Annotated in this window: 21 protein-coding genes; 14 read left to right on the top strand and 7 right to left on the bottom strand. The window is 48.6% G+C overall.

What is annotated here, in order from left to right; translation table 11 throughout:
- The first annotated feature begins 38 nt into the window (after nucleotides 1-38).
- The 12 genes from atpE (at nucleotide 39) to ABD028_RS12160 (ending at nucleotide 13,168) form a co-directional block, all read left to right on the top strand.
- Nucleotides 39-260 (top strand): F0F1 ATP synthase subunit C, encoded by a 222-nt coding sequence (atpE, locus tag ABD028_RS12215; protein WP_026376053.1) that lies wholly within the window; start codon nucleotides 39-41, stop codon nucleotides 258-260.
- A gap of 45 nt (nucleotides 261-305) precedes the next feature.
- Complete coding sequence (atpF, locus tag ABD028_RS12210; protein ID WP_102794778.1) at nucleotides 306-776, top strand: F0F1 ATP synthase subunit B; 471 nt, start codon at nucleotides 306-308, stop codon at nucleotides 774-776.
- Nucleotides 777-790: 14 nt separating this feature from the next.
- On the top strand, nucleotides 791-1,324 hold the full coding sequence (gene atpH / locus ABD028_RS12205) for a F0F1 ATP synthase subunit delta (RefSeq protein ID WP_102794777.1): 534 nt from the start codon (nucleotides 791-793) through the stop codon (nucleotides 1,322-1,324).
- 12 nt (nucleotides 1,325-1,336) lie between these two features.
- Entirely contained in the window at nucleotides 1,337-2,878 is a 1,542-nt protein-coding gene (atpA, locus tag ABD028_RS12200) for a F0F1 ATP synthase subunit alpha (protein WP_343845175.1), read from the top strand.
- 51 nt (nucleotides 2,879-2,929) lie between these two features.
- The gene (gene atpG / locus ABD028_RS12195) at nucleotides 2,930-3,790 is read left to right on the top strand and encodes a F0F1 ATP synthase subunit gamma (protein WP_343845173.1); all 861 of its coding nucleotides are present in this window, start codon (nucleotides 2,930-2,932) and stop codon (nucleotides 3,788-3,790) included.
- Nucleotides 3,791-3,820: 30 nt separating this feature from the next.
- Complete coding sequence (gene atpD, locus ABD028_RS12190; protein ID WP_102794774.1) at nucleotides 3,821-5,206, top strand: F0F1 ATP synthase subunit beta; 1,386 nt, start codon at nucleotides 3,821-3,823, stop codon at nucleotides 5,204-5,206.
- A gap of 53 nt (nucleotides 5,207-5,259) precedes the next feature.
- Entirely contained in the window at nucleotides 5,260-5,676 is a 417-nt protein-coding gene (locus ABD028_RS12185) for a F0F1 ATP synthase subunit epsilon (protein WP_102794773.1), read from the top strand.
- 314 nt (nucleotides 5,677-5,990) lie between these two features.
- On the top strand, nucleotides 5,991-7,235 hold the full coding sequence (locus tag ABD028_RS12180; RefSeq protein ID WP_343845170.1) for an efflux RND transporter periplasmic adaptor subunit: 1,245 nt from the start codon (nucleotides 5,991-5,993) through the stop codon (nucleotides 7,233-7,235).
- Nucleotides 7,236-7,239: 4 nt separating this feature from the next.
- Nucleotides 7,240-7,950 (top strand): ABC transporter ATP-binding protein, encoded by a 711-nt coding sequence (locus ABD028_RS12175; RefSeq protein ID WP_343845168.1) that lies wholly within the window; start codon nucleotides 7,240-7,242, stop codon nucleotides 7,948-7,950.
- Nucleotides 7,947-10,412, top strand: coding sequence for an ABC transporter permease (locus ABD028_RS12170; RefSeq protein WP_343845166.1), 2,466 nt, complete (start codon nucleotides 7,947-7,949; stop codon nucleotides 10,410-10,412). The genes ABD028_RS12175 and ABD028_RS12170 overlap by 4 nt, the downstream gene beginning before the upstream one ends.
- A gap of 142 nt (nucleotides 10,413-10,554) precedes the next feature.
- Entirely contained in the window at nucleotides 10,555-11,919 is a 1,365-nt protein-coding gene (locus ABD028_RS12165) for a sigma-54-dependent transcriptional regulator (RefSeq protein WP_343845164.1), read from the top strand.
- On the top strand, nucleotides 11,909-13,168 hold the full coding sequence (locus ABD028_RS12160; RefSeq protein WP_102794768.1) for a sensor histidine kinase: 1,260 nt from the start codon (nucleotides 11,909-11,911) through the stop codon (nucleotides 13,166-13,168). The genes ABD028_RS12165 and ABD028_RS12160 overlap by 11 nt, the downstream gene beginning before the upstream one ends.
- Here ABD028_RS12160 and ABD028_RS23275 read toward each other — a convergent pair.
- Together ABD028_RS23275 and ABD028_RS12155 are read right to left on the bottom strand one after the other, a co-directional pair.
- A complete protein-coding gene (locus tag ABD028_RS23275) occupies nucleotides 13,148-13,390 on the bottom strand; it encodes a DTW domain-containing protein (RefSeq protein WP_425542099.1) in 243 nt (80 codons plus the stop codon). The two genes, ABD028_RS12160 and ABD028_RS23275, sit on opposite strands and share 21 nt — an antisense overlap.
- Nucleotides 13,350-13,697 (bottom strand): DTW domain-containing protein, encoded by a 348-nt coding sequence (locus tag ABD028_RS12155; protein ID WP_343845206.1) that lies wholly within the window; start codon nucleotides 13,695-13,697, stop codon nucleotides 13,350-13,352. The genes ABD028_RS23275 and ABD028_RS12155 overlap by 41 nt, the downstream gene beginning before the upstream one ends.
- A 195-nt stretch (nucleotides 13,698-13,892) precedes the next feature.
- Here ABD028_RS12155 and ABD028_RS12150 point away from each other — a divergent pair, with 195 nt between their 5' ends.
- Nucleotides 13,893-15,062 carry a LysM peptidoglycan-binding domain-containing protein gene (locus ABD028_RS12150; RefSeq protein ID WP_343845162.1) on the top strand — a complete coding sequence of 390 codons (1,170 nt, stop codon included), beginning with the start codon at nucleotides 13,893-13,895 and terminating at the stop codon, nucleotides 15,060-15,062.
- Nucleotides 15,063-15,088: 26 nt separating this feature from the next.
- On the opposite strand, the gene ABD028_RS12145 is transcribed toward ABD028_RS12150, so the two are convergent.
- From ABD028_RS12145 to ABD028_RS12135, 3 genes are read right to left on the bottom strand one after another with little or no spacing between them, the layout of a single operon-like run.
- Entirely contained in the window at nucleotides 15,089-15,946 is an 858-nt protein-coding gene (locus ABD028_RS12145) for a hypothetical protein (protein ID WP_343845160.1), read from the bottom strand.
- A gap of 7 nt (nucleotides 15,947-15,953) precedes the next feature.
- Nucleotides 15,954-16,931: a polysaccharide deacetylase family protein gene (locus ABD028_RS12140; RefSeq protein ID WP_146027092.1), complete on the bottom strand. Its 978-nt coding sequence runs from the start codon at nucleotides 16,929-16,931 to the stop codon at nucleotides 15,954-15,956.
- Nucleotides 16,928-18,943 carry a protein kinase domain-containing protein gene (locus ABD028_RS12135; RefSeq protein WP_343845157.1) on the bottom strand — a complete coding sequence of 672 codons (2,016 nt, stop codon included), beginning with the start codon at nucleotides 18,941-18,943 and terminating at the stop codon, nucleotides 16,928-16,930. The genes ABD028_RS12140 and ABD028_RS12135 overlap by 4 nt, the downstream gene beginning before the upstream one ends.
- A 218-nt stretch (nucleotides 18,944-19,161) precedes the next feature.
- Between ABD028_RS12135 and ABD028_RS12130 the strand changes: the two genes are divergently transcribed.
- Complete coding sequence (locus ABD028_RS12130) at nucleotides 19,162-19,962, top strand: PP2C family protein-serine/threonine phosphatase (RefSeq protein WP_102794762.1); 801 nt, start codon at nucleotides 19,162-19,164, stop codon at nucleotides 19,960-19,962.
- Here ABD028_RS12130 and ABD028_RS12125 read toward each other — a convergent pair.
- Both ABD028_RS12125 and ABD028_RS12120 read right to left on the bottom strand, forming a co-directional pair.
- On the bottom strand, nucleotides 19,959-20,129 hold the full coding sequence (locus tag ABD028_RS12125) for a hypothetical protein (RefSeq protein WP_343845155.1): 171 nt from the start codon (nucleotides 20,127-20,129) through the stop codon (nucleotides 19,959-19,961). The two genes, ABD028_RS12130 and ABD028_RS12125, sit on opposite strands and share 4 nt — an antisense overlap.
- Nucleotides 20,119-21,381 (bottom strand): TIGR02270 family protein, encoded by a 1,263-nt coding sequence (locus tag ABD028_RS12120; protein WP_343845154.1) that lies wholly within the window; start codon nucleotides 21,379-21,381, stop codon nucleotides 20,119-20,121. Before ABD028_RS12120 ends, ABD028_RS12125 begins: the two co-directional genes overlap by 11 nt.
- Nucleotides 21,382-21,387 lie beyond the last annotated feature (6 nt).

Genomic DNA, 21,387 nt, shown 5'->3' with positions numbered 1-21,387 from the left:
CCTTTAACTTTTAACTTAACTAAAAATCGGAGATATACATGTTATACATCGCTGTTGCTCTACTTATCGGTATGGGTGCTCTGGGTACTGCTATCGGCTTCGGTCTGCTGGGTGGTAAATTCCTGGAGTCTGCAGCTCGCCAACCTGAACTGGCTCCTCAACTGCAAGTAAAAATGTTTATCGTAGCAGGTCTGATCGATGCTATCGCCATGATCGGTGTTGGTATCGCGTTGTACCTGTTGTTCGCTGTTGGTGCCTAAGTTTTATCCACTTTCAACGCGAACAACTAACGAGGAGGAGCGGTCGTGAATATTAACGCCACTCTAATTGGCCAACTTATCGCTTTCACCGTTTTCGTACTGTTCTGTATGAAATACGTGTGGCCACCTATTATGGCTGCGATTGAGGAGCGTCAGAAGAAGATAGCCGATGGGCTGGCTGCTTCTGATCGGGCCGAAAAAGACTTGCAGATTGCTCAGGAAAAAGCCAAAGAGCAATTGAAAGAAGCCAAGCAACAAGCGGCTGAAATTATCGAGCAGGCCAAAAAGCGTGCTACGCAGATTGTTGATCAAGAGACAGAGCGTGCACACCAGGAGCGTGACAAGATCATCGCTTCCGGCCAGACCGAAATTGAAGCCGAACGTAACCGTGCCAAAGAGGAACTGCGCAAGCAGGTTGCTATTCTGGCCGTTGCTGGTGCAGAGAAAATTTTAGCGCGTCAAATCGATGCAGCGGCACAAAGTGACATAGTTGAAAAACTGGTCGCTGAGCTATAAGGGGTTATGAGCTTATGTCTGAATTGACAACCATCGCTCGCCCTTATGCCAAAGCTGCTTTCGATTATGCAGTCGAGAGCCAGGCAGTGGACAAATGGCAGCACATGCTGACCTTTGCCGCTGCTGTGGCAGACAACGAGGCCATGCAAAACTTACTCAGCAGTGCTGCCGCGGCAGACCGTCTGTCTGAGGTGTTTATTAAGGTTTGTGGTGACGAACTCGATCTGCACGGCCAGAACCTGATCAAGGTAATGGCTGAAAACAGACGCTTGAACACGCTTCCTGATGTATTGGGTTTGTTTAACCAGCTCAAGGCTGACTACGACAAAGAAGTTGACGTTGATGTCACTTCCGCTGTCGAGCTCAGTGCTAAGCAACAGGCCGATCTCAGCGCGTCTCTTGAAAAACGTCTCGCACGAAAAGTTAAGCTGAATTGTAACGTGGACCCTGCATTGGTTGCCGGCGCTGTAATTAAAGCCGGTGACACTGTTATTGATGGTTCCATCCGAAGCAAATTGAACCGTCTCGCAGACGCGTTGCAAGCATAACGGGGAAAGAGTATGCAACTGAATTCCACTGAAATTGCAGAACTGATTAAAAAGCGAATTGAGCAGTTCGAAGTAGTAAGTGAAGCACGTAATGAAGGAACTATCGTTGGTGTAACCGACGGTATTATCCGTATCCATGGCCTTGCTGATGTAATGCAAGGTGAAATGATCGAGCTTCCTGGCGGTCGCTATGCCATCGCATTGAACCTGGAGCGTGACTCCGTAGGTGCGGTAGTGATGGGCCCTTATGCTGACCTGCAAGAAGGCGTAAAGGTTAAATCCACCGGTCGTATTTTGGAAGTGCCTGTTGGCCGCAACCTGCTGGGTCGCGTGGTTAACACCCTGGGCGCGCCTATCGACGGTAAAGGTGCTATCGACGCTGACGGTTTTGAGCCGGTTGAAAAAATCGCACCTGGCGTAATCGAGCGTCAGTCGGTTGATCAACCTGTTCAGATTGGTTACAAGTCAATCGATGCCATGATCCCTGTTGGTCGTGGTCAGCGTGAGTTGATTATCGGTGACCGTCAGACTGGTAAGACTGCGCTGGCCGTTGATGCCATCATCAACCAGAAAGGTACTGGCATTAAGTGTATCTATGTAGCGGTAGGCCAGAAGGCTTCTACTATTGCCAACGTAGTACGTAAGCTGGAAGAGCATGGTGCCATGGCTCACACTGTTGTGGTGGCTGCCTCTGCATCTGAATCTGCAGCCCTGCAGTACCTGGCTCCCTTTGCTGGCTGTACTATGGGTGAATACTTCCGTGACCGTGGTGAAGACGCTCTGATCATTTACGATGACCTGTCTAAGCAGGCCGTTGCCTATCGTCAGATTTCTTTGCTGCTGCGTCGTCCGCCAGGCCGTGAAGCCTATCCAGGTGACGTTTTCTATCTGCACTCCCGTTTGCTGGAGCGTGCTGCGCGTGTTAACGCCGTATACGTAGAAAACTACACCAAGGGCGAAGTGAAAGGTAAGACAGGTTCATTGACCGCGCTGCCTATCATCGAAACTCAGGCTGGTGACGTTTCTGCCTTCGTACCGACCAACGTAATCTCTATTACCGATGGTCAGATCTTCCTGGAAACCAACCTGTTTAACGCTGGTATTCGTCCTGCTGTTAACGCCGGTATCTCGGTTTCTCGTGTAGGTGGTGCAGCACAGACCAAGATCATCAAGAAGCTGGGTGGCGGTATTCGTCTGGCCCTGGCTCAGTATCGCGAACTGGCGGCCTTCTCACAGTTTGCTTCTGACCTGGACGACGCTACGCGTGCCCAGTTGGAGCATGGTGAGCGTGTAACTGAACTGATGAAACAGAAACAGTACAGCCCGCTGAATGTAGCGAAAATGGCTGTGTCTCTGTTTGCCGTTGAAAAAGGTTTCCTGAAAGATGTTGAGCTGAAGAAAGTCCTGGACTTTGAATCTGCTCTGCATGCCTTTATGGATGCCGAATACGCCGAGCTCATGAACACTATCAATAGCACGGGTAACTACAACGACGAGATCGAAGCAACCTTGAAAGAAGCCCTGGGCAAATTCAAGGATACGCAGACTTGGTAAATAACTGGATGCGCTTAGGCGCATCCATCGTTGAGTAATCGGGAGAGTGTCATGGCCGGTGGTAAAGAGATAAAAGGTAAGATCGGGAGTATCAAAAATACTCAGAAGATCACCAGCGCTATGGAAATGGTTGCCGCCTCCAAAATGAAGAAGGCGCAAGACCGTATGGCTTCCAGCCGTCCATACGCTGACAGCATGCGAAGCGTGATTGGTCACCTTGCCAACGCCAACCTTGAATACCGTCATCCATATTTGGAAGAGCGCGATGTCAAGGCCGTAGGTTACATCGTTATTTCTACTGATCGTGGATTATGTGGTGGCTTAAACACCAACGAATTCAAGGCGGTAGTAAAAGATGCCAAAGCCTGGCAGCAAAAAGGCGCGCAAGTGCAATTTGCTGCTTTAGGTTCGAAAGCCTGCAGCTTTTTCAACCGTTTCGGCGGTAAGGTATTGGCAGCGGAATCGGGAATCGGTGATGCGCCCAGCGTTAAAGACGTGATTGGCCTGGTTAGGGTCATGCTCAGCGCCTTTGACAATGGCGAGATCGATCGTCTGTATCTGGTATACAACAATTTTGTGAATACCATGACTCAGGCCCCCAAGATCAGTCAATTGCTACCTTTGCCCAAGTCTGACGACAAAGCATACAAGCACCGTTGGGACTACCTGTACGAACCGGATCCAAAACCTATTTTGGATATGTTGCTGGTTCGTTATGTGGAATCCCAGGTATATCAGGGTGTAGTTGAAAACGCCGCCTCTGAGCAGGCTGCGCGAATGGTTGCCATGAAAGCCGCGACAGATAACGCGGGCAACCTGATTGACGAACTGCAACTGATCTACAACAAGGCCCGTCAGGCGGCGATTACGCAGGAAATCAGCGAAATCGTCGGCGGCGCCGCAGCTGTGTAGGCAAAGGTTTAAAAATCAAGAGGACAAATTATGAGTCAAGGTAAGGTCGTCCAGATAATCGGTGCCGTTGTGGATATTGAATTTCCACAGTCCGCGGTTCCAAAGGTTTACGACGCACTGAAAGTTACCTCTGGTGACTTGAACGGGTTGACGCTGGAAGTTCAGCAGCAGCTTGGTGGCGGCGTAGTTCGTACTATCGCTTTGGGTACCACTGACGGTTTGCGTCGTGGCCTGCAAGTTGAAAACACTGGTGCGCCTATTTCTGTTCCTGTGGGTAAAGCTACCCTGGGCCGGATTATGGATGTACTGGGTAATCCTATCGATGAGGCAGGTCCTATCGGTGAGGAAGAGAAATGGTCTATCCACCGTGAAGCACCAAGCTATGAAGATCAATCCAGCGCGGTTGAGCTTCTGGAAACCGGTATCAAGGTAATTGACCTGGTATGCCCGTTCGCCAAGGGTGGTAAAGTAGGTCTGTTCGGTGGTGCCGGTGTTGGTAAAACCGTAAACATGATGGAACTGATCCGTAACATCGCTATCGAACACAGCGGCTATTCTGTATTCGCCGGTGTGGGTGAGCGTACCCGTGAAGGTAACGACTTCTACCACGAGATGAATGACTCCAACGTATTGGATAAAGTATCTCTGGTATATGGTCAGATGAACGAGCCACCGGGCAACCGTTTGCGCGTAGCGCTTACTGGCTTGACCATGGCGGAAAAATTCCGTGACGAAGGTCGTGACGTACTGTTCTTCGTAGATAACATCTACCGTTACACCCTGGCCGGTACCGAAGTATCTGCACTATTGGGTCGTATGCCTTCTGCAGTAGGTTATCAGCCTACTCTGGCAGAAGAGATGGGTGTTCTGCAGGAGCGTATCACCTCTACCAAAACTGGCTCTATCACGTCTATCCAGGCCGTATACGTACCTGCGGATGACCTGACTGACCCGTCTCCAGCTACTACCTTCGCTCACTTGGATGCGACTGTTGTACTGAGCCGTGATATCGCTGCGCTGGGTATTTACCCTGCGGTTGACCCACTGGACTCCACCTCTCGTCAGTTGGATCCACTGGTTATCGGTCAGGAGCACTATGATACTGCCCGTGGCGTACAGTCCGTTCTGCAGCGTTATAAAGAGCTGAAAGACATCATCGCCATCCTGGGTATGGATGAATTGTCTGAAGAAGATAAGCAAGTGGTCAGCCGCGCTCGTAAGATTCAGCGCTTCCTGTCCCAGCCGTTCTTCGTAGCGGAAGTATTTACCGGTTCTCCTGGTAAGTACGTGGCTCTGAAAGACACCATCAGCGGCTTCAAAGGCATCCTGGACGGTGAATACGATCACCTGCCGGAGCAGGCCTTCTATATGGTGGGTTCCATCGAGGAAGCCATCGAGAAAGCCAAGGGCATGTAAGGGGGTACCGCTGGCCCAGCCGGCGGTGCATTAGTTAACCGTAAGGAGGTGAAATGGCTGCTATGACTGTACATCTCGAAGTGGTGAGCGCTGAAGACAAGATCTTCTCTGGTCGCGTAGAAACCATTCAGGTGACCGGCAGCGAAGGTGAACTGGGTATTTACCCTGGTCACGCTCCGCTACTGACTACCCTTAAGCCTGGTATGGTGCGACTGGTTAAACAGCATGGTCACGAAGAGCTGATCTACATCGCCGGTGGCGTATTAGAAGTTCAGCCTGGTAACGTCACTGTGCTGGCTGACGTGGCCGTTCGTGCTGCGGACCTGGATGAACAGGCCGCACTGGATGCCAAGCGTCGTGCTGAAGAGCATATCGCCAATGCAAGCAATGATCTTAACTACGCTGAAGCGGCGGCAGAGCTGGCAGAAGCCATTGCCCAGCTGCGCCTGATTAAGAACATGCGTAAATAAGTTTCCGTCTGGAAATTTATATTAGAAACCCGCCTCCCGGCGGGTTTTCTGTTTGCAGGAAGTATTCATCGGCGCTAGTCAGAGCCGAATTTTACCTAGCAAGCCATGTGTTCATTACACAGAGATCGACGCTACCCTTCAAATTCACTGCATAAGTACATTGTTCGTTTTCGAACAAGCCTGCTTGAATACGAACATAGTTAATTGAGTTAGCTATTCTGAAAATTAGTTAACTATTTGTATTTTAAAGATAATTAAAGTTGGCACGACACTTTCATTACGCTTAACAAGCAAGTGTGAATCGGAGTGTCATCGTGCAAATTAATCTAGAAAAAAAATCTTCTAAGCGGGGCTGGTATATGGCGGCGGGTGTGGGTGCCCTGCTGGCTTTGTCCATCTATAGCTTAAACAGCGAGAACATCCCCAGTGTGTCTGCCAGTGAGGTGCAACTGTTGGCTGTTGAGCAGGGCAATATGAATTTGTACAGTCAGGCCTTCGGCGAATTCTTTTCTGCGGAAGAACGGCTGCTTACCGCTCAATCAATGGGTAAAGTGGCGATGATCTATCAACGCCCGGGAGCCAGTGTTAAAGCCGACACACCTATCTTATTGCTAGCCAATCCAGAGCTTCAGCAAGAAGTCAGTCATGAGCAAGGTGAATTACTGAGGCAGCAGGCTGCGCTGGCGTCTTTTGAGCTTGAACAAAACAATGACAGATTGGACTTTGAGGGACAAGTCGCAGATATAGCATCAGCCCTGGAACAGGCTGAAATGGAACTGGCGGTGTTAATTGAACTAAAGGACCGTGGGGTTTCTGCCAGTCTGGATATTAAACGCGCCGAGCTGGATGTAAAACTGCAAAAGCGCAGATTGGAATTTGAGAAACAGAAGTTAGTGCAATTTATGGAAATGCAGGCCCTGCAACTGCAACAACAGAAAATAGAAGTGCAACAGCAGGAACAGCGGGTCGCTCTGTTACAGACTCAGCTACAGGATCTGCAGATAACGGCTGGTATTGAAGGCACATTGCAAAGTCTGGATGTTGAGTTGGGACAAAATGTGCCTCAGGGCGCGTCACTGGGCAAAGTGGGTAGCGACAGCAAACTACTGGCCAGATTGCGTGTTCCTCAGCATCAGGCAGACCAGATTCAATTAGGGGCCGATGTTCTGGTACAAACCCGCAAAGGTGAAGTTAAAGGCAAGGTTAACCGGGTTGAATCTGTTGTAACCAACGGCACCGTACTGGCGGAAGTCGGGCTTGAAGGGGAACTCCCTGCCGATGCCCGCCCCGCTATGTCAGTTACCGGTCAGATATTCTTACAGTCTTTGCAGCAGGCCCTTTATGTCGCACAAGCCCCAGGATTGCGCCCCAGAAGTCAGTTGCAACGTTTTGTGATGACCGGTGAAGGACTGGCTGAGCAACGCACCATAGAACTTGGTGATATCAGCCAGGGACACTTACAGGTACTTTCCGGCCTGCAGGCCAATGAACAAGTTATCGCCCAAATGCCTGAGCAATGGGCCAGCCACCAAAAAATTCAGATTGAACAAAAAGGATAACCAGATGAAAACTATCGTCTCAATGCGTGACATTCATAAATCTTACCTTGGCCAGCAAATCGAAACGCATGCCCTGCGCGGTATCAGTCTGGAAGTGAAACAAGGAGAGTTTGTGGCTATTACCGGCCCCTCAGGATGTGGCAAATCCACCCTGCTCACCATTATGGGCTTGCTGGACAGTGCTACAGAAGGTAGTTACCAGATTGCGGGTATCGATACCCGTGGTTTGAAGGTGGATCAGCGCACTGCAGTGCGTAACCAGCATATAGGTTATGTGTTCCAGTCCTTTAACCTGATTGATAGTTTGACCGTGTTTGAGAATGTGGCTTTGCCACTGGAACACCGCGGTGAAAACAAAGAAGCGATTAAAGCCGCTGTCACAGATGCGCTGGAAAAGGTTGGCATGGGACACAGAATACAATACCGGCCCAATCAAATCTCAGGCGGACAACAACAGCGTGTTGCTATCGCCCGTGCTCTGGTAGGCAACCCAGACCTGATTTTGGTGGACGAGCCGACAGGTAACCTGGACACAAAAAACGGTGACGCAGTGATGCAACTGCTACTGGAGCTGAATAAACAAGGTGCCACGATAGTGATGGTAACGCACGATAGTCGTTACAGTGGCCTGGCGAATCGTCAGATTCAGTTGCTGGATGGCAAAGTAGTGGCAGAACAGCAAATTAAATCCCAAGCGGATAAGGAGGTCGCATGAGCCTTTACCAGAGCGCGTTGAAACAGGGGGTGGTGCGGCTGCTTACATTACCAAGATTGAGTTTGCCTCTGGTCCTGACGCTGGGCATGACATTAGCCGCCGTGCTAACTGTGGTGGCCATCGCCAAAACCCTATTGTTGTTGCCGCTACCGGATATCAAAGAGGAAAGTCATCTGTATCAGGTAAGTGCTAATTTGCAGTTTACCGACGACATTTCCGTCTCGTTTCTAAGCGATTTGCGCAGGGTGGCCCATTTACAGCAACAATTCGGTAATGAACTGAATTGGGCCCAGTTTCGATTAGGGGACAGTAATCTGACAATAAATGCGCAGCAGTATACCGTTACCCGCATAAATGCATCTATGGGCAGCCCGGAGGTGCTTGGACTGGATTTATTGCTGGGTCAAACCACAACGGCAGAAGAAGCTAAGCAAGGCATCTGGATATCCAATTCTTTCTGGCAGATTGCGCTTGGTGGACGTAAAAATGTTCTGAATACGACTGTCAGCATGGCTGGCAAAGATTATCCAATCTTAGGTGTGCTGGCAGACTTTGTCAGTGTGGAATCTGATGATGATATGGATCAAGGCTATCAGCAGGTCTGGTTGTTTGAAAATATGCAGGAGTCACTGACCCAACCTGAAACACTTAACATTACTAATGGTGTCTTCACGCTTGTCAGAGCCAATTCAGGGATGCTACCCAGTACCCAGGAAATAGAAAGCTGGTTCCGTGGCTATGTAAAAGCCGAGATCTCTGAGGAGCAAGCGCAACAATTTATCCTGTCCAAGCCATTTACTGCAGAGATCCTACCTTATCGTGATGCATTTATGGGAGATAGCCATGTGTTAGTTTTAGCATTATTGCTGGCGATGGTGAGTCTGTTAGTGATGGCCTGTTTGAACTTGTTCAATATGTTTATTGCACATTATCAAGGCCGCAATAAAGAGTTCTCCATACAGCTATGCATGGGGTCGACGGTGCAGAGATTGAGAAATCTAATTTTTGTGGAAAATCTGCCAATGTTCGCTTTAGCTACGCTATTGGGTCTGCTGGCTGCGGCTTGGTTAATTCGTTTCCTGCCTGCCCTGGCTGGTGACAGTCTGCCTTTGCTATCTCATATCCAACTGGATACTAGTAGCGCCGTGGTCGGGCTTGCTACCGTGTGCATTATTAATGTTCTGTTTGCCTTTGTCGCCTTAATACATGTCAAGAAAGACAGCCTGACCGATAGTCTTAACAGCAGTGGCAAGGGGACTCCATCGCAGCAAAATCAGGCATTGGGACGTATCCTAATGGTTGTGCAGTTAGTATTGGCTTGTTTATTACTGACAATATCCCTGATTTGTGCAAAAAACAGTTTTGATGAAGTGTATCAATCACTGGGGTTTGAACTGCCAAACGCCTTTGAAGTCAGCATGGAATACGCTGACGAAGCCTGGCAGCAGAATCTTGATGAGTACGAAGAATACAAGGGTAGTGAACTATTTCTATTACGCCAGCGCATGAACCAGCGACTAAGCAGTCTGAACGCACAAGTGCTTGACGTATCAACATTGCCGTTAAGAGCCAATATGAGAATTACCAGCTTTCCTGACCCGGAAACTAATGAAAACCGTATGATGATAACGGCACCGGTTACTGATGGATACTTCGCAAAATTCGGTATAAAACTGCTGGCAGGACGGGATATCAATGCACAGGATATCGGCACTGATAACGTTATTGTGGATAAACGTCTGGCAGAGGAGCGTTTTGGCTCGCAGCAGTGGCAGGACATTGTAGGTAAAGCATTGCGTGTCGGTAGCGAAAATGATGATGTTCTGACGGTGGTAGGTGTAGTAGACAGTATTACCCCAACTGTGGGCAGCAACATTAGCTACAATTTACCGACCCTCTATGCTGCTGAAGAGTTGGCCGGTGCTCGGTTGACAACGTTGGTAATTTTGCCCGACGGGGAAAATCTGGACCAAGAAACGGTTGCCACTTTGCTGCGCGATCTCGATCCACGTCTTGGTGATGTGGCTATCAATTCCATTCAGAGCCGTTGGTCAGGTATGACGCAAAGCGCCAGGTTGAATATGTACGTGGTTTTAGTCATGGCTGCACTGACCCTAGCTTTGGCAGTTATTGGCGTATCCGGTCTCAGCCAGATGACTGCGGCCCAAAAACGCTATGAAATGGCGGTGCGCATGGCTACCGGCGCTAAACAGTTTTCACTGCTTAAGTTACTGCTTAGGGATGCTGGACTGATGTTGGCGCTGGGCTTGGCATTAGGATTTGTTGTTTCGGTATTTGGCTATCAGTATATGGCCGGTTTAGTCGAGCAGCTCCCCGAGTTTACCTGGTCAGTGAGTGCGATGGTTGCTTTGGTATTGGCATTGGCTATGTTGATATCGGTGGCTGTACCCAGTTGGAGAACAATCCAGTCAGACCCCATGCGTGTGCTAAGGGAACTGTAATAACTAATATTCGACCATGTTGCATAAAACAGCATTGACCCGAATTTACCTTGTCTGGGGTATTCTTTAGAATGCCCCTTTTATTTTTTACCTACTTTCCTTCGCCGGTTGGCGGGTATACATCTTAGTCGGGAACAACTATATGCGTCGGGACTCAGGCCTTATCTTAGTGGCAGATGACGATGAGGATATTCGCCTGGCGCTTGATATGCTGCTTTGCAACGAAGGGTACCGTGTTGTTGAAGCCGCTAACGGGCGCGAAATTGCGGTACAGGTTAGTCGCCATCGGCCTGATATTGTATTGCTGGATATGAACTTTCATCGTGATACTACCAGTGGCGAAGAAGGTCTTGAGTATCTGACTTCTTTGGTTCAGCAAGGGCTGAAAGTGATTCTGATGACCGCCTGGGGAAGTGTTGATCTGGCCGTAAGGGGAATGAAGAGCGGCGCAGTGGATTTCATTGAAAAGCCCTGGGATAAGTCTCGCCTGTTACAGATTATTCAGCAGCAGTTACAGGGCGAAAGAATCGCTGATACTGTCATACCATCGCCAGCTAAAACAACCCACCATGGATGGATCGCGGTTTCTCCTGCCATGCAGGAACTGGAGTTAATGCTGGAGCAATTAGCACCAACGGATGCCAATATTCTGATATTGGGTGAAAACGGCACGGGTAAATCGCAATTGGCCAAACGCATTTATCAGTTGTCTCAGCGCAGTGAAAGCCCCTTTGTAACGGTCAATATGGGGGCTGTCCCAGCCACCCTGTTTGAAAGCGAATTATTTGGCCATGCCAAAGGTGCATTTACCGATGCCAGAGAAGCTCGCACAGGGCGCTTTGAATTGGCTAATGGCGGTACGCTGTTTATGGACGAAGTGGGCACTTTGCCATTGGATGTTCAACCTAAATTGCTCAGGGTGCTGGAGACCGGAGAATATGAAGTGCTGGGCACCAGCCTCACACGCTCTACGGATGTCAGGGTTATTAGTGCCACCAATGCTGATCTGCACGCCAGTGTTTCTGAAGGTAAGTTTCGTCAGGATCTGTTGTTCAGACTCAATACTTTTGTGATTGAACTGCCTCCGCTGCGCGATAGGCTGCAAGACATCCCGCCCCTGGCCGAGCATTTTTTACAGGCCTTCGCAGCCAAATATAACAAAGGATCGGTTAGGCTATCTGACGATGCCATTCAACGTTTGAGGGAGCATAGCTGGCCGGGTAATATTCGCGAACTGAGTCATGTGATTGAACGCTCTGTATTGATTTGCCGTGATGGCATCATCTCGTCTTCGCAGCTTATGCTGGCAGGCTCTTCTACCAAACGACAGGTTGGCCTGCGGCCGCTGGAAGAAGTGGAAGCCGAGTTAGTGGAAGCTGCCTTACTTCACTATAAAGGACATATCAGCAAAGCGGCACAAGCTTTGGGTATTTCCCGCATGGCCTTGTACCGGCGGATGGAAAAGTTCGCACTGGACAAACAGGATTTTGGTCCTGATGAAGACTAGAGAATCCCGACTACTGATGCTGTTTTGCAGCATCCAACTCTTGGTTCTTGTCTTGCTGCTAATTCTGACATGGCATTGGGGCTGGAGCGTGCTGGCCATGCTAACCCTGCTATTCGCTCTGCTCTATCCTTTTGGCTGGTTGACATACAAGTTCTGGCAGCAATTGAACTTGCCTTTGATGTTGCTGAGTAACTACGTGCAGCGTTTGCATAGCGGCGAAGATGCGGTATGTCCAAATCAGTTGCAACAATCCGGCTTGCTGGCGCAATTGAGTAAAGATATCGATAATCTGGCGGCAGACCGATTGAGAGCTGAACATCAACAACAAAGTCTGGCTTTGCTGATTGAGTTGATGTTTAGTAACTGGAGTCAGCCGGTCTGTGTGTTTAGTGGGCAGGGAACTTTACTATATGCCAATCCTGCCAGCAACAGCCTGCCTGGTATCGCGCGCCTGGTAGGAAGCAGTTACACCGATCTTGGCTTTGAAATGACACCAGCGGGGCTAAGCCATCATTTGTTACACAAAGGCTGGCAAACCCAATCTATTCGTTATGAATGGCAAGGCGAACAATACTGGCTGTTTACCGCGTTCGACATTAGTCAGCCGCTTCAGCAGGCTGAGTTGGCAATTCAAACCAATTTGGTCAGGGTACTTAGCCATGAATTACGCAACTCTCTGACTCCCATGTCTTCTATGGCTGATACCTTGCTTTGCGGCGATAACTGGCAAGAGTCGCAGGTACGAAAAGTGTTGGAAAGGGTAAGGCAAAGAGCCAATGTATTGCTGGAATTTGTGCAACGTTTTGCATCTGTGTCTCAGTTACCACCGCCGAGACAAGAATGGTTCAGCTTCTCAGCCGTGCTGGAACAATGTAATGGCCTGTTGAAAGCGGGTGATCAACTTGAATTTAGTGGCGAAGGTCGCTGTTATGCTGATCCCGAACTTTTTGCACAGATGCTGATCAATCTGGTGAAGAATGCACTGGAAGCGTCTGAAGAAGGCGAGCGCAAAGTCTGGGTTCGATGTTACTGCCGGGATAAAAGTCAGGTCCTGCAAGTTGACGACTGTGGTGCTGGTTTTGCTAACTTGGACAATGCCCTGACCCCACTGTACACAACCAAAACGGGGGGCTCTGGTATTGGCTTAACGCTGGCAAATGTAATCATCAGTAAACATGGTGGTCGGATACATTTGGGTAATCTGCCGGGGGGAGGCGCCAGGGTAGAATTAGTCTGGCCGCTGCCCTGAGAATTGCTGCCGTTTTTGCTGCAATACCAGCAGTGGCGCGGTGTCGATATTTTCCAGTAAGTGTAATCCATAAGCGGCAGCTTCCAATGTGGAGAGACTATCAGAGCGGTGTGCTTTGCGCTGATATTGACTGGCTGGTGGATGAGCAAAGTGCCAACACGGCAATGCTGTCAGCCAGGGATTACATTGATAAATGTTTGAAGGCCTTTTTCCAGGTACCATCCAGCAATAACAGATACTTTATGTTATGCGCTTTATTGAGCTCTTCAAGAGGACGGCTAACTGTTGAGGGATAAAGTAAGGCAACGTCATTGTGGTGCTGCAAACAAAACGCTTGCAATTGCCTGAAATCCTGCGCTGTCTCTCCAACTACTATCTGAATGTTTTGCAGTGCCAGGGCCAGCAATCGGGCGGTATTCTTTGCTACCTTGGTTTCACTTGGGTGCTGTAACACAATGAGTTCAACACTATTACATATTTTGTGCACAAATTTGCACAAGCATACCGACAAAGGAAACTGACAAGCCATACAGTAGTGACGTTTCTGCATAAATAAAGTACTGAGAGAAATTGTCTGAAGTGTAACTTATCTATTCATCTAAATGGGCTTTTGGTCAAAGCTGACTATGCTATATTCTTGGATCGGAATGTAAAAAATAGCAGGAAATGCGGAGTTAGGTGGTAACGCATTGCAACAGTAGTGTTAAACAGGTGGACGTAGCAAATGCTTAAAAGTAGGGATATCAGTGCAAAAACGGCATTAACCATAGTGTTGATTGCCATGTTGGTTGGCTGCAAAGCCACCGATAAGTTTTTTTCAAAAGAGGAGAAGCAGTCCGGTACTGCCAATCAAGCACAAGTTGTTGTGCAAGCGCAGCCGGGACTGTCACCAAGGGAAAGATTCAGTAAAGCCCTGGAGCATTTGGAGCAAGGTGAAGCACCACAGGCCAAGGCAGAATTGCAGGCTTATCTTATCAATATTCCTGCCAGTAGCAGTGCCAAGGAGCTGTTGAAACAAATAGACTCCCCTGCCAGCAGTTATTTTCCCCCCGAGTTTTTTGAAGTGACATTATCTTCCGGTGAGAGCCTGTCTACCTTGGCGGGTAAATACCTTAATTCACCGTTGAAGTTCTATGCATTGGCTAAATACAATGATATTGCCAGCCCCAGCCGGGTAAATATTGGCCAAACCATCAGGATTCCGCTGACCGCAGAAGCCAAGTTTGTGCGTAGCCAACCAGCAAAAACGCCAGAGAAGCAAAAGCCCGTCGATGTTAAGGCCAAAGAGATTGAAGTCGCAACGGAAACTCAAGCCGATAATGCAGAAGATCCAATTGAAGATGCGGTAACCTCTGAACTGGTTAAGGCTGAAACAGCCAAACCCATGCCGCCAAGTCAGGACTCACTGCTTGAGCGGATGACCACATTGACTCAACAACAAGATTTTGCCGCTGCAGTGGAGCAATATCAATCGCTGAAAGCCTTTGGAGATTTGAGTCGTGATGCCAGAAGCATTGCGCTGATCGCATTGGAAGGTTATGGGCAGCAACTAGCCGCTACCGACAAGAAAGATCAGGCGTCGATAAACTTTGCTGAGGCGGCCGGGCTAAGTTTACTCAATGGCAATAAGATGCAAGCGTTTCGGGACTTTAAGCAAGCCACCGAGTTGCATCCGCAAAATAGTCAGGCCATGGAAGAAATGCTGATATTGCAGAAAGAAATCTCTGACCAATACCACCGTGAAGCCTCATCGGCTTTTCGTCGTCAGGAGTTGGATACGGCCATAGATAAATGGGAAAAGGTATTGGAGGTCGACCCTAACCATAATAGTGCCAAACTCTATCTTGCACAGGCACTGGAATTGAAAGAGCGGCTGGAGAAGATCAAAAACTAATTCGGAGCATTGCTCGTAACAGTCACTTATTTAGGATTGCGAATTTCCTCCAGATTCTGCTTCATTTTGCTGGCCCGGGAAAGTTGTAAACGGGCCTTGGTATTGTCTGGGTCATACCAAAGACTGGTTTGTAGATCATCAATAGCTTGGTCTATGTCAGATGTAAGCACCCGCATACCTTGTGAGTAGTATTGAGCCGAGAGTTGCTTCTTCATATTGATTAATTTGCTGGTCTGCAAACTGGACGTACCATTGAAATCGGATAGCTGTTGCAGGATTTCACCGGCCTGTGCCCATTGTTGACCTTGTAACTTTTGCTCTGCTTGTTGCAACAACCGATCAATACGCTCCTGAGTGCTGCGTTGCTGCAGAGATTGCTGTGTTTTTTCTCGCTTCGGCAGATTGGTTGACGGCTGCTTTAGTCTTGCGACGCTGTCTTTTGTTACTGGCTTTTCAATACGCCAGTTAGCCATGCTGGCGCTTTTATCGCTGGCAGCCTGGTAGGCGTCCTGCCATTCCAGCTTACGCAAAGATGCCATTGCCTCAGAGTCAGTCGGGTTCAGGGCTAAGATCTTCAATAGCAACAGTCGTTGCTCTTGTATGTCTTCCTCTACTTCGGCTTTTTTCAAGCTGGCATAGTGTTTTTGCAGACTCAGGTGGATTTCATTTTTCAATTTGGATATAGCGATAACAGCATCTTGATCGTTGCTATTGACCGATTGAATAATCTCCCATTGTAATAATGCTTCAGCCAACTGCTGGCGCTTTTCCAGTGCTTTTGCCTGCAACTTGCGCTCTTCCAATGGGAAGACGTTGCCAACAGGGCTGGCACAACCAGCAAGGCCTAATACGATGCTACATAGCAGGGCGATTTTGAAAGTCATTGCACCTTTACTTCAAATTCATTTGCCTGAATACCTCCAATTTGCTGCTAAAGCCATTCAGGCTGTCTTGCCCATAAATCATGGTTCTACGCAGTAAATAGGGGGCTGCAAAGCTGGGGTTGCTGCCTTTACGTACCGTTAATGCCAATTGGTAATCCCGATCTTTCAGCAACTTCACCAGTTCCGGGCTGCTATTGCCATAAGGATATGCAAAATGACTAATATCCTTTTGCGTTTTGTGCCGCAGAATCTGATCTGGCTTTTCCACCTCTTGTGTTAGTCGAAATAGGTAGTCATTAGTAGTTTCATCCTGTGATGCCGCCAGATTACTATGACTTTTGGAATGCGACTGAATACTGACCTGTGGATCTTCGTTCAATTCATTGATTTGCTGCCAACTCAGAGAACGGCCTATACCAACAAAGTCGGTATAGACAAACAAAGTGGAGGGGTAGCCATATTTTTTTAATATTGGGTAAGCGACTTGGTAGTAGCTGGCGTAACCGTCGTCGATTGTAATAACAACGGCTTTATCTGGTAGATTTTTCTCGCCATTGAGGAAATCTGCTACGTCATCCAGAGTGACTACCTGATACCCATGCTCTTTCAGATAAGCCATTTGCTTCTCGAAGGCCCTGGCGGTCACTACCATACTATTGGTGCTTTTATCTTTTTGGGTAAATTGGTGGTAACAAAGTATCGGAACGACTTGCACTCCCTGCGTATAAACTGCGGCTGGATTGAGGTTTTTTCTGGGAATGGCCACCAATGTCCCCGTTTGCAAAGACTGGCCCGGATTGTATCTGGCAATGACCGATGCCAGTGCAGGGTCATCAAGGTAGTCCTGCGCCAATGCTGGGAAACTGTCATTGTGTCTGGTTTCTACGATCCAGAAATGATCACTTTGTGCGATCAGTTTTCTATTGCTGATGGTGCATCCCGACAACAGAATGCACAAAATCAGTATTGCTAGTCTTGATGTCACTGTGAGTTCTTCAGCATGCTTTGGCCTATTACTGTTTTGTCACTTTCCATGTCTGGCTCATCATTACCGCTAGTACTGGCAATTTGAGTTTTATCCATATTCGCCGCATCGTCTTTGGCGTTTGCCTGAGGTTTCTTCTTTCGTGTGGTGCGGGAAACGCCTTTTTTCTGCACCTGGGTTTGTTCCATACTGTCTGACGACTCAACCGACTCAACCGACTCAACCGACTCAACCGACTCAACCGACTCAACCGACTCAACCGACTCAACCGACTCAACCGACTCAACCGACTCAACCGACTCAACCGACTCAACCGACTCAACCGACTCTACCGGATTTAACTGTTCAGATTCGGGTTGTTCAGAGGTGCGCGGCTCACTTTGCGTAGCTACTTCTTCGGGTTTGCTATCTGCCAATTCAAGTGCCTGTGCCGACTGTAAAGAGGCCGCCATATGGTTGAAGCTTTCGAACAGTTCACCAATCTCGTCGTTTCTGGTTAAAGAAATACGCTGGTCTAAATCGCCTTCTGCTACAGCATGTAGTGCTTCGTTCAGCACTCTGAATGGCCTGGCAACCAGCGCACCAAAAATAAACAACATCAGCACCACGGAAGAGATTGTGACCAGAGCCAGGGCAAACATCAGCCATCCGGTAACACTCTTTACTTCTTCCAGACTCTGTTGTGACAACCCTAAAACAATCTGCCCTACTTCGGTGTCCTGAAACAAAACGGGAGTGGAAATATTGAAGACCTTCTCACCATTTTCCATGGCTTCACTGCTTACCTTGACACCGCTGCGTTCAGCTACTAATTCCGCTTCCTGGTTGTCCTGATAATTGGTGCCTATCAAATTGTTATTACTTGCTCCCCGAATAACGCCAAACCTGTCCATTACAATCAGATAACTGAAAGTCTCTCTGTTACTGGCATCATTGATAAAGGTTTCCAGGGTAATCCAGTCCTCACTGAGCAATGGCACCACAGTCTCTATGGCGATAAATTTAGCGAAGGAGGAACCTGAGTCTACCGCTTGATTAGTCAGTGCTTTGGACTGGATACTAAATACAATGTTGACGCTAATCAGCAATACCAGCGCAACAATAGCGCCCATGGAAAGTGCCCATCGCACTTTTAAAGGCAGGTATTTGTGCTTTTTTTGCTCTTTCTCTTGTTCATGCAAGGCGGCCAATTCTTTGCGCAGGGCGTTGGCCAGTATAGCGCCATCCTGAAAGCGTTTACCTGGTAACTTGTTAAGGAGTTTTGCAATGATTTGTTGCACACCTGCGGGCACATCAGGGCGATGCTTTTTAATTGGCGCCGGTTGCATCTGGGTGATCTGTGTCATCAGTGTGCCTATGTTTGAGGCATCAAACGCTTTCACCCCAGACAGCATCTCATACAGAATGACACCAACAGAAAATAGGTCTGAACGGCCATCTACGGATTGAGCGAGGGCCTGCTCAGGAGACATATAACGCGGCGTACCTAACACCGAACCCACCTGGGTTTTCATTGCCTCCTCATTTTCACCCATTCGTGCAATACCAAAATCAGCCACTTTTATCGATACACCGTCTGGCATTACAATGATGTTGTCTGGTTTAATATCCCGGTGCACAACGCCAGCCTTGTGGGCATAATCTAGGGCATTGGCCAGTTGAATACCAATTTTCAGTGTATCGGCCAGTGGCAACTTGCCCTTCTCTTTAAGAACATCACCTAAATCCTTACCACTGAGTAGTTCCATCATAATGTAAGGCGAGTTTTCTACCTTACCGACATCGAAGACCGTTACAATATTCGGGTGATTGAGTGCCCCAGCCGCTTTGGCTTCGCGCATAAATCGAGCGAGGTACTCCTGATCCACACAGAAGTCTTCCTTAAGTACCTTGAATGCTACTGAGCGGTTAATCTCGGGATCAAAGGCACGATACACCTTGGCCATGGCACCTTCGCCAATAGCTTCCTTGATTTCGTAGCGATCTATGGTCTTGTCTAATATGTCCGTCACCGACAATGTTCCTTTTTTATACAGACTACTAAGTCTAAAATGTGTAGCTCTGTTAGTCAGCAAATTCAACTACATTCGGTTTATCTGTAAGAAATCATTAGATAAATGACAGGCAAAGCCGACAGATATGTACTTTACTATAGGCAAGCTCCAGTAATAGGCGGTGCTTTTGCTGGTGGCTATTGCTTTTTCAGGGAATTGAAACAAATAGAGGCCTAATGAATAAAAACGCCTGGACGTCTTTTGCCAAGACACATGTTGGTAATATCAGAAAAATAAACGAAGACAACTTCTTGGATGCTCCGCAAGCGGGCTTGTGGTGCGTAGCTGATGGTATGGGGGGGCATGAGAAGGGGGATACCGCCAGCGCCCTGATAGTTGACTATCTCAACGCTTTGGTAAATATGCATAGTTTTCCTCTCAGGCCAGAGCAAATAGAAGAACGTATGTCACTGGTAAACCACAAATTGGTTAGCATGGCCGAACAGTTGCCTGGTGCCAGTGTGATTGGCAGCACGGTGGCCGTATTGTTGTTTGATGACAAACTGGCGCATTGTTTGTGGGCCGGCGACAGCCGTATTTATCGCTTACGCCAGGGGCGCTTTACGCAGCTCACCCGGGATCACAGCCAAGTGGAAGAAATGGTCCAGGCAGGCCTGCTCACCTCTGAGCAGGCGGCAATACACCCTGCTGCCAATGTTATTACCCGTGCAATTGGTGCCAATGACGAAGTGCATTTAGATTTGCTTTCCTTTGAACGTTTGCCAGGTGACAGATTTTTACTTTGTACCGATGGCCTGAACAAAGTGATGGGCGATGCCGAACTAGGGGGAATGTTGCTGCAACCGACGTTACCTGAGCTGGCTGAAGACTTGATGCAAAGTGCCTTGCAGAGACATGCCAGAGACAACATTACCCTGGTCATGGTTGACGTTACTGAAGGGCTGTCAGACCTGGAACAGACCGGACAATACAAAGATACCCTGCCACTGGACGATACCTTACCACTGCGCCGTTAAGTGAATGGATAAAGTAGAATTAAGGCCACGATAAAAAAAGCGGCCGCTAACTTCAGTCTGTTTGTGGCTTTGATGCTGGTACTACCTGCCCGACGCTCTTTAAGCCACAGAGCGGCAAAGACCACCGCAAGGGCCAGGAATAACCAGGGCAGGTAGTTAGTCAGCATTCGCGATGTGTTCCAACAGGGCTTTTTGCCGCTTAGCCGGCGCACAGACATTGAAGTAAGGCTCCCCCATTAACGCCAGTTCCAGCGCGGCAGCATGGCGTTGTCTTTGGTAGCCGTTTTTTAACACCTGGTAGCACTGGGTTTTGTCGATGGGTTTTCCGCACAAGTAGCGCTGACCAGATGTAAACTGAGCTGCATTGGCTTGCCACCACTCCTGTATTTTGGCCGAGTCTGGCCAGGGCAGATTGAGGTCGGCATCCAGTTCAACATTGTCATCCAAGGGGTCTTCATTGGGACCGCTTTCAAAACCCTCCGGCCAGTCTCTGTCCATATCCAGATAGGCCAAATCCAGTCCGGTTATCAGTGAAAAGGCTTCGCCGGCTACGCGTGCCAGGTTAAGGTCATGCATATGTTTCAGAATGACTGGCAGCCAGAATGGATCGCCGCTGTACCCCATGCCCTGTATAGCTAATCTGGTTGTGTCGGCATTCTCCGATAAGGTTTCCAGCAAGTTTTTACGTTCAATATGACTAAGTTTTCTGGCCGCCAGCTTAATCGCTTGCTCTGCGTGTGGGGTATTTTGTAACGCTAGCTGGGTTAGATTAGCGACGGCCGACCAATCACCAAGAAGGGCCGCCGACCAATTGGCCAAATAGGCCAGGTCTGGATTTTCATTCTGAGTAAATAAAGTCAAAATTGCTTGCAGGTCCTGTCGTTTCAGTTCTCCAATTGCTCGCAGCGCAGGGGATAGTGTTAATGCATGGGGTGTCTCCAGCGCCTGTACTAATGATTGTCCAGGGTCAACCCGATAATGCGTAAAGAGTGCCAAACCTAGAGCCTGGTAGAGCGGATCATTTGCAGCAATGAAGGCAGTAAGCCAGGGGCGAGTGTATTCCAGTGGGTACCAGGCAATGGCTGATACCAAGGCATTGATAGTGTCTTGATGTGGTTGGCTGGTGGAGAGGACTTGGTCGAGTTTTTTGCTATCCAACTCAAGTGTAGCCAACCATGCAGCGACAAATATCTCACCCGGTTCACCAGTCTGTGTCGCTGTCAGGGTAGGTTGCCAGGCTATCTCCCCGGCCACTTGCAATCCATCAAGGTGAGCATTCAGTCTTTCTTCTAACTGTTCCAGGTCATTTAAATTATGGTGGGGTTCGTTGACGGCTGCATCCCATTGAAGGAAAAGAAAGGTTGCATCTTCCAGATGGCGATCCAATACAATCGACAATGTTGGTGATGGCAAGGACATATTGAG

Origin of the sequence: Bowmanella denitrificans, assembly GCF_039522935.1 — a bacterium.
GTDB lineage: Bacteria > Pseudomonadota > Gammaproteobacteria > Enterobacterales > Alteromonadaceae > Bowmanella > Bowmanella denitrificans.
The sequence above is the reverse complement of the archived record's forward strand: the minus strand, read 5'-3'. Positions and strand labels throughout refer to the sequence as shown.

What these genes read in the sequence shown, in the direction of transcription:
- atpD (WP_102794774.1), top strand. Translation starts at nt 3,821, where the DNA reads ATGAGTCAAGGTAAGGTCGTCCAGATAATCGGTGCCGTTGTGGATATT.
- ABD028_RS12120 (WP_343845154.1), bottom strand. Translation starts at nt 21,381, where the DNA reads ATGTCCTTGCCATCACCAACATTGTCGATTGTATTGGATCGCCATCTG.
- ABD028_RS23275 (WP_425542099.1), bottom strand. Translation starts at nt 13,390, where the DNA reads ATGGTACCTGGAAAAAGGCCTTCAAACATTTATCAATGTAATCCCTGG.
- ABD028_RS12130 (WP_102794762.1), top strand. Translation starts at nt 19,162, where the DNA reads ATGAATAAAAACGCCTGGACGTCTTTTGCCAAGACACATGTTGGTAAT.
- atpA (WP_343845175.1), top strand. Translation starts at nt 1,337, where the DNA reads ATGCAACTGAATTCCACTGAAATTGCAGAACTGATTAAAAAGCGAATT.
- atpE (WP_026376053.1), top strand. Translation starts at nt 39, where the DNA reads ATGTTATACATCGCTGTTGCTCTACTTATCGGTATGGGTGCTCTGGGT.
- atpG (WP_343845173.1), top strand. Translation starts at nt 2,930, where the DNA reads ATGGCCGGTGGTAAAGAGATAAAAGGTAAGATCGGGAGTATCAAAAAT.
- atpH (WP_102794777.1), top strand. Translation starts at nt 791, where the DNA reads ATGTCTGAATTGACAACCATCGCTCGCCCTTATGCCAAAGCTGCTTTC.
- ABD028_RS12160 (WP_102794768.1), top strand. Translation starts at nt 11,909, where the DNA reads ATGAAGACTAGAGAATCCCGACTACTGATGCTGTTTTGCAGCATCCAA.
- ABD028_RS12170 (WP_343845166.1), top strand. Translation starts at nt 7,947, where the DNA reads ATGAGCCTTTACCAGAGCGCGTTGAAACAGGGGGTGGTGCGGCTGCTT.
- ABD028_RS12125 (WP_343845155.1), bottom strand. Translation starts at nt 20,129, where the DNA reads ATGCTGACTAACTACCTGCCCTGGTTATTCCTGGCCCTTGCGGTGGTC.
- ABD028_RS12155 (WP_343845206.1), bottom strand. Translation starts at nt 13,697, where the DNA reads ATGGCTTGTCAGTTTCCTTTGTCGGTATGCTTGTGCAAATTTGTGCAC.
- ABD028_RS12145 (WP_343845160.1), bottom strand. Translation starts at nt 15,946, where the DNA reads ATGACTTTCAAAATCGCCCTGCTATGTAGCATCGTATTAGGCCTTGCT.
- ABD028_RS12165 (WP_343845164.1), top strand. Translation starts at nt 10,555, where the DNA reads ATGCGTCGGGACTCAGGCCTTATCTTAGTGGCAGATGACGATGAGGAT.
- ABD028_RS12150 (WP_343845162.1), top strand. Translation starts at nt 13,893, where the DNA reads ATGCTTAAAAGTAGGGATATCAGTGCAAAAACGGCATTAACCATAGTG.
- ABD028_RS12185 (WP_102794773.1), top strand. Translation starts at nt 5,260, where the DNA reads ATGGCTGCTATGACTGTACATCTCGAAGTGGTGAGCGCTGAAGACAAG.
- ABD028_RS12175 (WP_343845168.1), top strand. Translation starts at nt 7,240, where the DNA reads ATGAAAACTATCGTCTCAATGCGTGACATTCATAAATCTTACCTTGGC.